Origin of the sequence: Plantactinospora sp. BB1, assembly GCF_003030385.1 — a bacterium.
In the GTDB taxonomy this organism is placed as follows: Bacteria; Actinomycetota; Actinomycetes; order Mycobacteriales; family Micromonosporaceae; genus Plantactinospora.
On sequence record NZ_CP028159.1, the window covers coordinates 7435865 to 7449678 of the forward strand.

Genomic DNA, 13814 nt, shown 5'->3' on the forward strand with positions numbered 1-13814 from the left:
ACCGCTATCCGGACGAAACAGGATCAGCCCGGGAACTCCGCCCGGTCTCGGCACCGGCCGGCACGACCGGTGCGGCAGCGCTCTCCCGGCCGCCGAGCGCGATCGCCGCAACCGCGCCGAGCAGGCAGAACAGCGCCGCACCGGTGAACATCTCGGCGTACTCGACCCGGAGCGCCGCGCGTACCCCGGCGGTGTACTCGGCGACCTGCTGTTGGTAGACGGCACGGTCCACACCGAACGGCAGCGGGGTCACCAGGTCTGCGGTGAGTTGCTGGAACCGGTGCAGTCCCCAGGCGGTGACGGCGGCGACCCCGAGCAGCATGCCCACCATCCGGGCCACCACCAGTGCGGCGGCGGCGACACCGTGCTGCACCGGCGGCACCGCACGGAGTACGACGGAACTCAGTGGTGCGATGACCAGCCCGAGACCGAAACCGGCCAGTGCCAGGTCGGTGTCGACCCGGGGCAGCCCCACCGGCCCGATCGAATACCGGGCCGCCATCGCCTCGACCGGCCAGCCGGCGATCAGCAGATAGCCGAGGGTCGCCAGCGCCAGACCGCCGACGGTGAGGACCCGGTCGCCGAGTCGACGGGCGAGCAGCCCGCCGAGCACCGCACCGACCGGCAGCGCGACCAGGAACCGGGTGAGCAGCAGCGCCCCCTGCACGGCGTCCCGGCCGAGTACGGTCTGCGCGAAGAGTTGCACGTCGACCAGGGTCACCAGCAGCGCGGCGCCGGCGAGTGCGCTCACCCCGAGAGCGACCAGGAAGGGCCGCATCCGTACGCCGGTCGGATCCAGCAGCCGGGTCCGGGCCCGGGCCTGCCAGAGCAGGAAACCGCCGAGGACCACCACCCCGGCCCCGACGGTGACCGGACCCCAGGGCGGCAGCAGCGAACGCGCCGGATCGGGGTTGTAGAGGCCGACCACCAGCAGCCCGAGCGCGACCGCCAGCAGCAGCCCGCCGACGACGTCGACCCGCTGCCGGACGGCATCCGGCCGGTCCTGACGGGCCGGCAGCGTCAACCGGACCACCACGATCGCCAACACCGCCAGCGGCAGGTTCACCCAGAAGACACCGCGCCAGCCGACCAGCGCGGCGAGCCCGGCACCGTAGAGCGGGCCGAGCACGCTGCCCAGCTCCTGCGCCGCGCCGACCAGCCCCAGGGTCAGCGCCCGGCGCCGGGCCGAGCCGAGGTCGGAGACGAGCGCCATCGTCACCGGCAGCAGCGCACCGCCGGCCAGTCCCTGAAGGCCCCGACCGGCGACCAGCAGCGGCAGGCTGTCGGCGAGCGCGGCCAGCACCGAACCGGCGGCGAAGCCGGCCAGGCAGACCTCGATGACGACGCGCCGGCCGTACCGGTCGGAGAGCCGGGCGAGCAGCGGCATCCCGGCGACGTAGCCGAGCAGGTAGCCGGTGACCACCGGGGTGGCCCGTTCCAGCCGGTTGACCGGCACCCGCAGGTCGCCGAGGATCTCGACCAGCAGGGTCACCACGACGTACGCGTCGAGCGCGGCGAGCAGCACGGCCGCGCCGCCCACCCCGATCGCGAGCCGGCGACCGGCCCGCGGCACGGGATCAGGGGACACGGATGGTGACCGGAGCGTCGTACTCCGAGAAGGTCACCGTCACCGTCCCGGTCTGTCCGGGCACCGGGAACCGGGCCCGGTGCAGCAGCCGCCGGTCGGCACCGATCCAGAGCGTGCCGGTGACGTCCGCGCTGACGCCGGGCACCAGGTTGCCGAGCGCCGTGCCGGGCAGCGTCCCCTCGATCCGGTACGTGTCGACCCCGTCGACCTCCTCCCGGCCCGTGGTGGTGCCGGTGGCCCTACCGACGAGGTTGGCGACGCCACGGTCCGGGGAGAGGATCGCGGTCGGGTCGTAGATCGCCGCGGCGGTCGCCAGCGGCAACCTCTGCCAGCCGCCGGTCAGCCCGTTGACGTGCAGGGTCTCGTCCTTGACCACGAAGGACAGCTCCAGCGGCAGCCCGCCCTGCTCGATCCGGGCGGTCCCCTGTGCCTCGCCGGTCGCGGTGATCACGCCCTCGGCGGCGCTGATGCCGAGGCTCTCGGCCGCCCCCTCGGTGGCGATCGCGAACCGGGCGGTCTTGACCGTGCCCAACTCGGTCGCCGCGCCCGTGAGGAGTTCGGCCGCCTCGGGCAGGGCGGTGGAATCCGCCCCGGCCGGGTCATCGGCGCCCCAGTCGGTGCAGCCTGCGGAGACGGCCAGCAGCAGGCTCAGCGCACCGGCGAGCGCGAGGGATCGACGCATGAACCGAAGCGTACTCACGACCGGGTGCCCGGCGGCGGTGATCCCGCCCCCGGGCACCCGAAACGGTCGGTTCTAGTCGGGCCAGCGGCCGGTGAGCCGGCGTACGCCGATCGCACCGCCCCGGTCCACGGCGGCCCGGACCACCGAGAAGATGGCCCCCTGCAACGCGGCGGCGGCCAGGATCTCACCCCAGTGCCGGTCCTCGTCGATCGCGTCGGGCGCCTCGCCGTCGCCCGCCGTCAACTTCCAGACCTGCCGGAACACCGCGCCCGCGGCAACACCGGCGGCCATGCCCAGAAGAATGCCCACCGGCCGGTAGGCCATCTTGCTGACTGTCCTGCTCACCCACGTCTCCCTCGTGCCATCAGCACCACGACCGCCAGCGCCAGCGCCCCGGCCGCGAACACGGCCCAGGACACCGGATGGCGCAACGCTATCGAACCGGCGTCGTGCACGGAGGACCGGACGTTCGCCGTGGTCTGTCCGGCTCGCTGCACCATCCGGTCCCTGGTCTGCACCGCCGAGCCCTTGATCCGGGCCTTGACGTCCGCCTTGGCCGCCAGCGCCTGCACCGTCTCGCCCAACTCGGCCCGGGTCCGCCGGATCTCCGCCCGGAGCGCCTCCGGGTTGCCGTAGCCGTTGCTGCGACTCATCCCTGTCCCCTGTCCCGGACCGCCGAGGCCACCGTACGCACGTCCGCACGCAGGCTCTCCGCCGTCGCCTTCGGCACCGGCGGCACCGCCCGGCGTACCTGGCGTCGGCCGAGCAGCGCGAAGATCCCGGCGACGACGAAGAGCGCCCCGGCCACCACCAGCGCGGCGGCCCAGGCCGGAATCACCAGGGCCAGTCCCAGCACCGCGGCGGCCACCAGGACGCCGAGTCCGCAGAGCGCCAGCAGAGCGCCGCCGCCGAAGAGACCCGCCCCGATCCCGGCGTGCCGACCCTTCTCGGCCAGCTCGATCCGGGCGAGCGCCAATTCGTCACGCACTAGCCGCGACAGCTGCTCGGTGGCGCGCTGGACCAGCTCGGCGGTGGACTGCTCCCCGACCGGTCGAGCGGAGTCGCGTACGACGTCGGCCATGCTGCCCTCCTATCCCGGCTCCTGGGCTGTATGCCCCGGTCGCCGGTGGTTCAATCCTGCCGACCGCTGCTGGCGCCGGATGTCCGTTTCGTCGGCGCGGAATCCTCGTTCGTCGCGCCCGTCCCCGGAGCCGCGCGGACGGCCCGTCGGTGCGGCGGAGGAGGAGAGAGGTCCCGCCCCGCTGTGGTTAGTGTCCGCCACCGGACGCTCCGATGGCGGCCGATCCGGCAGGTCAGCGGCTCCGGTCGCGGCCGTGTTCAGCCGGCGGGCCGGTCGCGCGGCCAGGCGCCGCACGGGCGGGCAGGGCTCGGCGCCCGCGGCCGCCTCGACCGGTTCCGGCGGGGCCCAGCGCGACGGCGCCTCGGCCGGCTCCGGCGGGGCTCAGCGCGACGGCGCCTCGGCCGGCTCGTCGGGGCCGACGAAGGCGCTGCTGCGGGCCTCGCCGTCGTCGGTACCGCCGAAGAGCCGGGCGTCGTCCGGCGGCTCGTGTTCGGCCGGCCGGTTGTCGGCGGTGCCGCCGTGCACCGGCCCGCGCGGCCCGGCCGACTGCCAGGGCGGCCGGACGGAGGTGTCGCCGAGTTCGGCGCGCAGCCTGGGCAGCGCGCTCGGCCGCTGGTCCCGCAGCCAGCCGACCAGATGTTCGCGGACCAGGCAGCGCAGGTCCCAGAGCCTCGGTGCGTCGGCCGCGCTGACCAGGGCACGCAACCGGACCATCCCGCCGACCGCGTCGGTGACCTGGAGTACGCAGGTACGCCCGTCCCACAGCTCGGTACCCTCCACCAGCCGGCGCAGCTCCTCCCGCATCGCCTGCACCGGTACCGACCAGTCGACCTCGAACTCGGCGGTGCCGAGCACGGCGGCCTGGGTACGGGTCCAGTTCTGGAACGGCTTGGTGGTGAAGTACGACGTCGGCAGGATCAGCCGCCGGTCGTCCCAGATCTGCACCACCACGTAGCTGAGGGTCAGCTCCTCGATCCGGCCCCACTCCCCCTCGACCACCACCACGTCGTCGAGCCGGACCGCGTCGCTGAACGCCAGTTGCAGCCCGGCGAAGACGTTGCCGAGCACGCTCTGCGCGGCCAGCGCGGCGACCACGCCGATCACCCCGGCAGAGGCGAGCACACTGGCGCCGACACCACGCACGCTGGGGAAGGTCATCAGCATCACCCCGGCGGCCAGCACCACGATGACCGCGATGGTGACCCGGCGGAGCATGACGATCTGCGTCTTGATCCGCCGCGCCTGCCGGTTGTCCGGCACGTCGACCCGGAACCGGGCCAGCGCGGTGTCCTCGCTGACCAGCAGCAGCGAGGCGACCAGCCAGGCGGTGGTGGCGATGACCGCCAGGACGAGCAGGTGCAGCAGGGTCTGCCGCCACGGGGTACCGACGCCGTAGCCGGTGCTGAACCGCACCCCGAACTGGATCGCCAGCACGGTCGCCGCCACCTGGAAGGGTCGGTGCGAGTGCTCGGAGAGTTCGTCGAGCAGCACCGACCGGCGGCCGAGCCGGCGTACGGTCCGGTGCACCACCTCCACCACGGCGAGGGCGAGCAGTGCCGCGCCCGCCGTGGCGATGACCGTCCACAGATAGCTGTCCACCAATGTTCTTCCTTCCACGCCAAAGCCGGGTGCCGCTGCGGGATGTCTCCCGAGCCGCACCCGGCGAGGGCTGCGAAGCGTTGTGAGGTTGGAAAACGCGGGACGCCCGGTGCGTCCGACGAGGTCGGGTCAGACCTTGCGGTACCTCGCCTGCACCACGCAGAAGAGGGCGAAGGCGGCGATGCCGAGCGCCACCAGCGTGAGCAGGATCGAGCCGTACGACTGCTCCCGCAGGGTGTGCAGGGCGGCGTCCAGCCCCCGCGCCCGGTCCGGGTCGTAGTTCACCGCGGCCGTCAGCACGAGCAGCCCGGCGATGCCGTACGCGACGCCCTTGGCGACGTAGCCGGCGACGCCGAGCCGGCGGGCGAGCTTGCGGGTCTGCGGGCTCATCTCACCGGTCTTCAGGTGCCGCTCGAACTTCTTGACCGCGCCGTACCAGATCAGCCCGGCACCGAGGGCGGCCAGGGCGAGACCGGCCAGCCCGACCAGCAGCCGGCCCCCGGTCGAGGCCATGAGTTCCTCGGTGAGCGCCTGCTGCTTGTCCGCACTGGACGAGTTCGCGTGCTGCACCACCTGATAGGCCGTCCAGGCGAAGTAGAGGTAGACGAGGGTCCGGCCCGCCGAGGTGAGCCGCTCGACGACCCGCTCCCGGCCCCGGTACTCCCGGTGCCCGGTCGCCGCCTCGAAGGCCTGCCAGATCGCCATCGCGAGCAGGCCGACCCCGATCGCGCCGACCAGGAACCCGCCGAGCGGCTGGGCGGCCAGGGTACGCAGCGCGCCGGACTGGTCGCCGTCGTCGGCCGGCCGGCCGAAGGCGATCTGCAGGGCCAGCCAGGCGAAGAGCAGGTGGACGAGCCCGTAGCCGACGAAGCCGGCCCGGGCGAGGATTTCCAGGGGCTTGCTGTTGGCGGCGCGGGCCGCACTCGCTCCTGCGGTCGAAGTCGCTGACATGGGCCTGTCAATGACCGATCGGGAAGATTTCCAAACGTCCGGGCGGCGGAGCGGCACCCCCGGCCCGGTGGCCGGCGGTGGCGGGTCGACCGCCACCGCCGCCCCGTGTCGCGGTTCAGCCGGCGTTGCGGCCGATCCGGACCACCACCTGCTCCTGGTCGGCGCTCTGCACGGTGGCGTACAGGCCGCCGACCTCGGTGGCCTGCTGGCCGACGGTCAGCGACAACTGCTCACCGGCGACCTCGATCGTCACCTTGTCGCCGTCGACGCCGATCAGCTTGGCCTCGACCCCGAGAATGCTGGTCTGGGCGTCGACGCCCCGGTCGAAGGTGACGGTGCAGGCGTCCAGCCCGCAGTCGGTACTGGCGCCCTCGGAGCTACAGCCGGCCATTACGGCCACACCGAGGGCCAGGCCGGCGAGGAGACCGGCGGCACGACGGACGGTGGTCATTTGGCGGTACGGGGGATTCGTCACCCCACCAACGGTACCCGGAGTGATCCAGGCAACGGCCCGGCCGCGTTCGTCGGTCTCGGCCGATATCGTGCCTGCCATGCCGTTCGAGATCGCCCGGGTCCGGGCCGCCTACCCCGCCCTCGTCGAGGGATACGCGCACTTCGACGGGGCCGCCGGCACCCAGGTCGCCGCCCCGGTCGCCGAGGCGGTGGCCGGCACCATGCGGACGGCGGTGGCGAACCTGAGCAGCGCACACATCCCCGGCCAGCGCTCCGGTGACCTGGTGGCGGCGGCCCGGGCGGCGGTCGCCGACCTGCTCGGGGCGACCCCGGACGGGGTGGTGTTCGGGCCGAGCGCGACCGCGCTGACCTATCACGTGGCCCGGACCCTCGCCCAGGCGTGGCGCCCCGGCGACGAGGTGGTGGTCTCCCGGCTCGACCACGACTCCAACGTCCGGCCCTGGGTGCAGGCCGCCGAGGCGACCGGCGCGGTCGTCCGGTGGGCCGAGTTCGACCCGGAGACCGGTGAACTGCCGGCCGGGCAGTACGCCGACCTGGTCGGGCCGCGCACCCGGCTGGTGGCGCTCACCGCCGGCAGCAACGCCATCGGCACCGTGCCGGACGTGGCCGGGATCGCCGCCGTCGCGCACGCGGCCGGCGCGCTGGTCTACGTCGACGGGGTGCACGCCACCCCGCACGGCCCCACCGACGTCCCCGCGCTCGGCGCCGACTTCTACGTGACCAGCGCCTACAAGTGGTCCGGCCCGCACGTGGCCGCCGTCGTCGCCGACCCGGCCCGCTGGGCCGAGCTGCGCCCGGCGAAGCTGCTCCCCTCCCCCGACCGGGCACCGGACCGGTTCGAACTCGGCACGCCGAGCTTTCCGCTGCTGGCCGGGATCCGGGCCGCCGTCGACCACCTGGCCGGGCTGGACCCGGACGCCAGCGGCGACCGCCGCGCCCGGCTCCGGGCCGGGCTCGCCGCCGCACTGGCCCACGAGGAGCGGCTCTTCGACCGCCTCCTCCAGGGCCTTCGCGGCCTGCCCGGGGTGACCGTCTACGGCTCGCCCCGGCACCGCTGCCCGACCGTGTCGTTCCGGCTCGCCGGCCAACTCCCGGGGCAGACCGCCGCCGCGCTCGGCGAGCGCGGGGTCTGCGTCTCGGCCGGCGACTACTACGCGTACGAGTACTTCTCGGCGCTCGGGCTGCGGGACAGCGGCGGGGCGGTACGGGCCAGCGTCTACCACTACAACACCCTGGAGGACGTCGACCGGCTGCTCGCCGAACTCGACCGACTCGCGGTGAGCGGGGTCACCGACGCCACCGGGCTGGTTGGGGGAGAATTGCTCCGGTGAGCTTCCTCGTCGAAGAAAATCCCGCCCGCCGCCGCTTCGAGATCCTGGTCGACGACGCCCTGGCCGGCTTCATCGGCTACCAGGTCGAGTCCGGGACCATGGTGCTGGCGCACACCGAGGTAGACAAGCAGTTCGAGGGGAAGGGTGTCGGCAGCGCGCTGGCCCGGGGCACCCTCGACCAGCTCCGTGACCGGGGCGAGCGGGTCCGGGTCACCTGCCCGTTCCTGCTCTCCTTCCTGGAGCGGCATCCCGAATACTCGTCGGTGCTGGTCGACGGCTGAGCCGCCGGGGCGCGGCGGCCGGCTCCGCTGAACGGGCTACCGTCGTACCCGTGGCGGAGCCGGGAGTGCGCACGACGGGCCGGACGGGTCGGTGGATCATCGTGCTGGTCGTGGTGGTGGCGCTGGTCGCCGCCGGGATCGGCGTCGGGCTGTGGCGGGGCTGGTTCGCCGACCCGTCGGTCTCGGACGCGCCCCGGGCCCGGGCCGGCACCGTGCAGACCCTGGTGGCCGACCTCGAAGCACCCTGGGGGCTGGCCTTCCTCCCCGACGGGTCGGCGCTGGTGACCGAGCGGGACAGCCGGCGGCTGCTCCAGGTCACCGGCGGCGAGGCCCGGGAGGTGGCCCGGATCGAGGAGGCGGCCCCGGCCGGCGAGGGCGGCCTGCTCGGCGTCGCCGTCTCCGCCGACCACGTCACCGACCGCTGGGTGTACGTCTACTACACCGCCGCCGACGACAACCGGGTCGCCCGGCTGCGCCTCGACGGGGGCAGCCCGGAGATCGTGCTGAGCGGGATCCCGCGCGGCTCGCGGACCCACAACGGCGGGCGGATCGCCTTCGGCCCCGACGGGATGCTCTACGTCGGCACCGGGGACGCCGGTGACCGGGACGCCGCACAGGACCGGAACAGCCTGGCCGGCAAGATCCTGCGGATGACCCCGGACGGCCGGCCCGCCCCGGGCAACCCGTTCGGCGACACCCTGGTCTACAGCTACGGCCACCGCAACGTGCAGGGTTTCGGCTGGCACGCCGACGGGACGATGTACGCGGCCGAGTTCGGCCAGAACCACTACGACGAACTCAACCGGATCACACCGGGCGGGAACTACGGCTGGCCGGAGGTCGAGGGCGACTCCGACGACTCCCGGTTCGTCGCACCAATCGCCACCTGGGGTACCGCCGAGGCGTCCCCGAGTGGGCTGGCGGTGGTCGGCGACCGGGTCTGGCTCGCCTGCCTGCGCGGGCAGCGGCTCTATCGGATCGGCACCGACGGTCAGGGCGCGGAGGCGCTGCTGACCGGCGAGTACGGCCGGCTCCGGCACGTCGCCCCGGCGCCGGACGGGTCGCTGTGGGTGCTCACCTCCAACCGGGACGGGCGCGGCTCGCCCTCCGGCGACGACGACCGGATCCTGCGACTGGTCCCCTGACGCACCCCGCTGACCAGTGGTCTAGATGGCGTGTTCCGGTGCGGGTAGTTCGGTGAACGGGAAGCGGAGCCGGAAGTCCGGCCACGGCACGCTGAGCCGCAGCCAGTCGCCGCCACGGCCGGCGTCGATGCCCAGCTCGGCGATCTGACCGAGGTCGGCGAGCGAGCGGCGGGCCTGCTCCTCGGTGACCCCGGCCGCGCCGGCCAGGCTGGTCAGGCTGGTGCTGACCACCCGGCGCCGCCACCGCCGACGGGTCCGCTGCGCCAGCCGGCGGATCGCGATCGCCACCAGTACGGCCTGGTCGTCGCGCTGTGCCCGGGCCTCCAGCTCCCGCTCCGACTCGGAGAGCGGCAGCACCTCCAGCGGGTCGCGGTCCAGCCGGGGCGTGACCCACGGGTCGTCGCCGTCGCCCTCGGTCACCTCGAAGAGGCCGAACTCCGCCAGGCAGAGCAGCAGCTCGCCGACGGTGTGCGGCACCGGCAGGTCACGTCGCCGGCACATCTCGGCGAACAGCTCGATCCGGGTGGCGCGGATCCGGACCATCCAGGCGTAGTGCTGCCGGGCGTGCAGCTCGGCGTCGTCGGCGTCCCGGCCGGCGCGGCGCCGCCGGGCCCGGTCCACCCACTCGTCGACGCTGCCGGGATCGCACCACGCCGAACCCTCCCAGGGGACGATCGCCGACCAGGCCGACCGGCGGAACCGGGGTTCCCCGGGTACGACGGTGAGGTAGACGAAGGCGCAGGGTAGCCACCGGATCCAGGACGGGGTGAGGGCGGCCCGCTGCCAGCGAGGGGTCACCGGACGAACGATACAGCGACTCGCCGTAAACGTGGGGGCACCCTTCGTGACAGTCGTGGTACTGATCGGGTGTCGACCCGACCTCGCCGCGATGGTCACCGGACCGGGCCGGCCGAGGGTCCGATCAGGACTCTCCGGTCAGCACCTCGGCGAGGGCCGCTCAGGACCCTCCGGTCAGCACCTCGGCGACGGCCCGGCCGGCGGCCCGGGTGGCGCCGTAGGTGGCCAGGTGCACCCGGCCGGTGACGATCGAGGGCACCCCGAGTTCCACCACCACCGCGTCCGGGCGGTCGGCCAGGATCCGGCGTACCGCCGCCGCCATCCAGGGGTGCCGGTGCAGGTCACGGACGACCAGCACCAGCGGTCGCCCGGCCGCCCCGGCCAGGGCACCGGCCGGCGGGGCGTGCTCGGCGGCCAGGTCACCGGCGGCCAGCCGTACGGTCGTGGTGCCGGGCAACAGGGCGGCCAGCGGGGCACCCACTCCCCACGGCGTCTCGGCGCCGATCGCGATGTTCCGGGGCGGCTCGAACTCCAGCACGTGGGCCGGGCCGGTCAGCGGCAGCACGGCCGGGCCGGCGGTACCGTCGGTGACCCGGATCGCCCGGCGCGCGGCGGCCAGCCCCAGCGCGGAGCCGTCCGGTCCGGCCGGGCTCCACTCGGCGCGCTGGGCCCGGGCGGCGCCGCTCCAGGCGGCCAGCAGGCCGACCCGCTTGGCGGCCTCGACCAGGCGCTCCTCCGGCAGCACCCCGGCGAGTACCGCGTCGACGATCGCGTCCCGCAGCCGCAGCGCGTCCACCTCGTCGGCGTGCTCACCGCCGACACAGATCGCGTCCGCCCCGGCGACCAGGGCCCGGACGGTCGCCCCGGCGAAGCCGTACCGGTCGGCGACGGCGCGCATCTCGATGGCGTCGGTCACCACCACACCCTGGAAGCCCAACTCCTCGCGGAGCAGGTCGGTCAGGACCCGTCGGCTCAGCGTCGCCGGCCACTCCTCGTCGATCGCCGGTACCAGCAGGTGACCGGTCATCACCGCCTGCACCCCGGCGTCGATCGCCGCCCGGAACGGCGGCAGCTCGCAGGCGTCGAGGCGGGCCCGGGAGACCGCGATCCGGGGTACGTCGAGGTGCGAGTCGACGCTGGTGTCCCCGTGCCCGGGGAAGTGCTTGGCGCAGGCGGCGACCCCGGCCGACTGGAGGCCGCGTACCCAGGCGGCGGTGTGTCGGGCGACGAGCCCCGGCTCGGCCCCGAAGGAGCGTACGCCGATCACCGGGTTGTCGGGGTTGGCGTTGACGTCCGCGTCCGGGGCGTAGTTCAGGGCGATGCCGGCGGCGGCCAGTTCGGCGCCGAGGTCCCGGGCGACGGCCTCGGTCAGCTCGGGGTCGTCGACCGCGCCGAGCGCCAGGTTGCCGGGGCGGGAGCTGCCCAGCCGGGATTCCAGCCGGGTGACGTCACCGGCCTCCTCGTCGATCGCCACCAGCACGTCCGGCCGTTCCGCCCGCATCGCGTCGGTCAGCGCGGTGACCTGCTCGGCGTCGACCACGTTGCGGGCGAACAGCACCACTCCGCCGAGCCCTTCACCGAGCCACCGGCGCAGCCAGTCCGGCGGTCGGGTGGTGCCGACGAACCCTGGTTGGAGCACCGCCGCCGCCAGGCTGGACAGGTTGTCCGTCGTTCCGCTCATCCCGCCGGTTCCCCCCGCATCTACAGTGGACAGCCGCCGCCCTGGTAGCGGCGGGTGCTGCCATGGTCACACCACCTCAGCAAATAGTCAATAAACCTTCCTATTAGCCGGAACGGCCCCGGACATGCGACACGGCGCCGATGACGTGCGAGAGTGCTGGAATGCAGTCCAGCATCGCGGAGACCGCGTCGCGCCTCGCCGAGCTGCCGCAGCACCTGCTCGCCGCCGAGGAGACGAGCTGGTTCGACATCCCCGGCGTCAAGATCGTGGGCGCCGTCCTCGGCACCGTGCTGCTGCTCGCCGCACTGCGCTCGATGTTCGGCCGCCGGTGAGCCGATCTCGGGCCACCGGTGAGCCGGACCTCACGCCACCGGTGAGCCGGATCTTTCGCGGCCGGTGAGCCGGATCTTTCGCGGCCGGTAGCGCAGCCGGCCGCCGGGCAGGCCGGGGAGCGGCCACCGTTTCAGGCAGGTGCCCCCGGGGTACCTCCGGCGACCGATGAAGCTGCCACCCCTGAACGCCACCCGGCTCCGCCGTGCCGCCCGGCACCGGTTCGGCTGGCGATCGTTGCGCCCCGACCAGCTCACGGCGATGCGTGCGGTGATGCGCCGCCGGGACGCTCTCGTCGTACTCCCGACCGGGGCCGGAAAATCGGCCGTCTACCAGGTACCGGCGACGCTGCTCACCGGGCCGACGGTGGTGATCTCGCCCCTGCTGGCCCTCCAGCAGGACCAGATCGCCGCGCTCAACGACCGTGGCCAGCCGGAGCTGCGGGCGGTGCGGATCAGTTCGGCGGAGACCGCCGCACAGCAGGCCGCCGCGCTGGAGGAGGTCCGGACCGGCAAGGCCCGATTCCTCTTCACCACCCCCGAACAGCTCAGCAACCCGGATCGGCTCGCCGAGGTACGCGCGCTGCGCCCGGCCCTGGTCGCGGTCGACGAGGCACACTGCATCTCCGCCTGGGGACACGACTTCCGCCCCGACTACCTGGCGCTGGGACACCTGATCCGGGAGCTGGGCCGCCCGCCGGTGGTCGCGCTGACCGCCACCGCCTCCCCGCCGGTCCGGGACGACATCATCGACCGGCTCGGCCTGCACAAGCCCCGGGTGGTGGTCTCCGGGCTGGACCGGGCCAACCTCTTCCTGGAGGTGGCGAACTGCGCCACCGAGGACTACCGGTGGCGGCGGCTGCTCGCGCTGCTCCGCGCCGAGTCCCGTCCCGGGATCGTCTACGTGCCGACCCGGCGGGCCGCCGAGGAGCTGGCCGAGCGGCTGACCGAGGCCGACTTCCCGGCGAAGTACTACCACGGCGGGATGCCGGCCGGCGCCCGCGAGGAACTGCACGAGGACTTCCTCGCCGACCGGGTACCGATCATGGTCGCCACGTCGGCGTTCGGGATGGGCATCGACAAGCCCAACATCCGCTGGGTGGCGCACATGGCCCTGCCGGACGCGCCGGACAGCTACCTCCAGGAGATCGGCCGGGCCGGTCGGGACAACGAACCGGCCCGCGCGCTGCTTCTCTGGCGGGCCGAGGACGTCGGTCTGCGCCGCTACTTCACCGGCGGCGCCCCGGACTCCGACGAGCTGCGTGACCTCGCCGCGCTGCTCCGGGACGGACCCACCACCCGGACCGCGCTGCGCGAACGGACCGGTCTCGGCGCCCGCAAGCTCGGCCAACTCCTCGCCCTGCTGGAGCAGGTCGGTGCCGCCGACACCCGGCCGGACAACCGGCTCGGCAGCCCCCGTTACGCCCCGAAGCCCGTCGACGCGGCCAGCGCCGCACTCGCCGAGGCGGAACGGCAGCAGACGGTGCAGCGGTCGCGTACCGACATGATGCGGGCCTTCGCCGAGACCCGGAGCTGCCGGGGGCAGTTCCTGCTGGCGTACTTCGGTGAGCGGCTACCGAAACCCTGCGGGCACTGCGACAACTGCCACGCCGGGTTGCCCGAGACCACACCGGCCGGCAGCGCCGCGACTGCGGGCGGTCGCGGCCGGCAGGGCGGGCGGGGCACCAAGACCGAAGAGCCCTTTCCGGTACACAGTGCGGTCCGGCACACCGAGTGGGGCTCGGGGATGGTGCTCAGCTACGAGGAGGACCGGATGACCGTGCTCTTCGACGAGGTGGGCTACAAGACGCTCTCGGTACCGGTGGTCAGCGAGCAGGGTCTGCTGGAGCCGGCCGACGACTGATCCACGGCGC

General features: G+C 73.9%; 15 protein-coding genes. 5 read left to right on the forward strand and 10 right to left on the reverse strand.

Annotated elements, in window-relative coordinates:
* Window positions 1-4: 4 nt before the first annotated feature.
* The 8 genes from C6W10_RS32575 to C6W10_RS32610 all read right to left on the reverse strand — a co-directional run bounded on the left by C6W10_RS32575 (window position 5) and on the right by C6W10_RS32610 (window position 6352).
* Window positions 5-1573: an MFS transporter gene (locus C6W10_RS32575; protein ID WP_199853782.1), complete on the reverse strand. Its 1569-nt coding sequence runs from the start codon at window positions 1571-1573 to the stop codon at window positions 5-7.
* A gap of 4 nt (window positions 1574-1577) precedes the next feature.
* Window positions 1578-2270, reverse strand: coding sequence for an LppX_LprAFG lipoprotein (locus C6W10_RS32580; protein ID WP_159104851.1), 693 nt, complete (start codon window positions 2268-2270; stop codon window positions 1578-1580).
* 72 nt (window positions 2271-2342) lie between these two features.
* Window positions 2343-2594 carry a DUF4235 domain-containing protein gene (locus tag C6W10_RS32585; RefSeq protein WP_369931448.1) on the reverse strand — a complete coding sequence of 84 codons (252 nt, stop codon included), beginning with the start codon at window positions 2592-2594 and terminating at the stop codon, window positions 2343-2345.
* A gap of 17 nt (window positions 2595-2611) precedes the next feature.
* On the reverse strand, window positions 2612-2923 hold the full coding sequence (locus C6W10_RS32590; protein ID WP_107262896.1) for a DUF3618 domain-containing protein: 312 nt from the start codon (window positions 2921-2923) through the stop codon (window positions 2612-2614).
* Complete coding sequence (locus C6W10_RS32595) at window positions 2920-3351, reverse strand: phage holin family protein (RefSeq protein ID WP_107262897.1); 432 nt, start codon at window positions 3349-3351, stop codon at window positions 2920-2922. The genes C6W10_RS32590 and C6W10_RS32595 overlap by 4 nt, the downstream gene beginning before the upstream one ends.
* 381 nt (window positions 3352-3732) lie before the next feature.
* The gene (locus C6W10_RS32600; protein WP_107262898.1) at window positions 3733-4950 is read right to left on the reverse strand and encodes a mechanosensitive ion channel family protein; all 1218 of its coding nucleotides are present in this window, start codon (window positions 4948-4950) and stop codon (window positions 3733-3735) included.
* A gap of 129 nt (window positions 4951-5079) precedes the next feature.
* Window positions 5080-5901, reverse strand: coding sequence for a DUF1206 domain-containing protein (locus tag C6W10_RS32605; protein WP_107262899.1), 822 nt, complete (start codon window positions 5899-5901; stop codon window positions 5080-5082).
* A gap of 115 nt (window positions 5902-6016) precedes the next feature.
* Window positions 6017-6352, reverse strand: a complete 336-nt coding sequence (locus tag C6W10_RS32610; RefSeq protein ID WP_107262900.1) for a hypothetical protein — start codon at window positions 6350-6352, stop codon at window positions 6017-6019.
* Between the two features lie 100 nt (window positions 6353-6452).
* Between C6W10_RS32610 and C6W10_RS32615 the strand changes: the two genes are divergently transcribed.
* The 3 genes from C6W10_RS32615 (at window position 6453) to C6W10_RS32625 (ending at window position 9132) form a co-directional block, all read left to right on the forward strand.
* The gene (locus tag C6W10_RS32615) at window positions 6453-7706 is read left to right on the forward strand and encodes a cysteine desulfurase-like protein (protein ID WP_107262901.1); all 1254 of its coding nucleotides are present in this window, start codon (window positions 6453-6455) and stop codon (window positions 7704-7706) included.
* Window positions 7703-7987, forward strand: a complete 285-nt coding sequence (locus C6W10_RS32620) for a GNAT family N-acetyltransferase (RefSeq protein ID WP_107262902.1) — start codon at window positions 7703-7705, stop codon at window positions 7985-7987. Before C6W10_RS32615 ends, C6W10_RS32620 begins: the two co-directional genes overlap by 4 nt.
* A gap of 104 nt (window positions 7988-8091) precedes the next feature.
* A complete protein-coding gene (locus C6W10_RS32625) occupies window positions 8092-9132 on the forward strand; it encodes a sorbosone dehydrogenase family protein (RefSeq protein WP_369938726.1) in 1041 nt (346 codons plus the stop codon).
* Window positions 9133-9153: 21 nt separating this feature from the next.
* Here C6W10_RS32625 and C6W10_RS32630 read toward each other — a convergent pair whose 3' ends face one another.
* Together C6W10_RS32630 and C6W10_RS32635 are read right to left on the reverse strand one after the other, a co-directional pair.
* Window positions 9154-9930 carry a DUF6042 family protein gene (locus tag C6W10_RS32630; protein ID WP_107262904.1) on the reverse strand — a complete coding sequence of 259 codons (777 nt, stop codon included), beginning with the start codon at window positions 9928-9930 and terminating at the stop codon, window positions 9154-9156.
* 160 nt (window positions 9931-10090) lie between these two features.
* Window positions 10091-11611 (reverse strand): glycoside hydrolase family 3 protein, encoded by a 1521-nt coding sequence (locus C6W10_RS32635; RefSeq protein ID WP_107262905.1) that lies wholly within the window; start codon window positions 11609-11611, stop codon window positions 10091-10093.
* Between the two features lie 161 nt (window positions 11612-11772).
* Between C6W10_RS32635 and C6W10_RS37655 the strand changes: the two genes are divergently transcribed.
* Window positions 11773-11943 carry a hypothetical protein gene (locus C6W10_RS37655; protein WP_159104852.1) on the forward strand — a complete coding sequence of 57 codons (171 nt, stop codon included), beginning with the start codon at window positions 11773-11775 and terminating at the stop codon, window positions 11941-11943.
* Between the two features lie 166 nt (window positions 11944-12109).
* Entirely contained in the window at window positions 12110-13804 is a 1695-nt protein-coding gene (locus C6W10_RS32640) for an ATP-dependent DNA helicase RecQ (RefSeq protein ID WP_107262906.1), read from the forward strand.
* Window positions 13805-13814 lie beyond the last annotated feature (10 nt).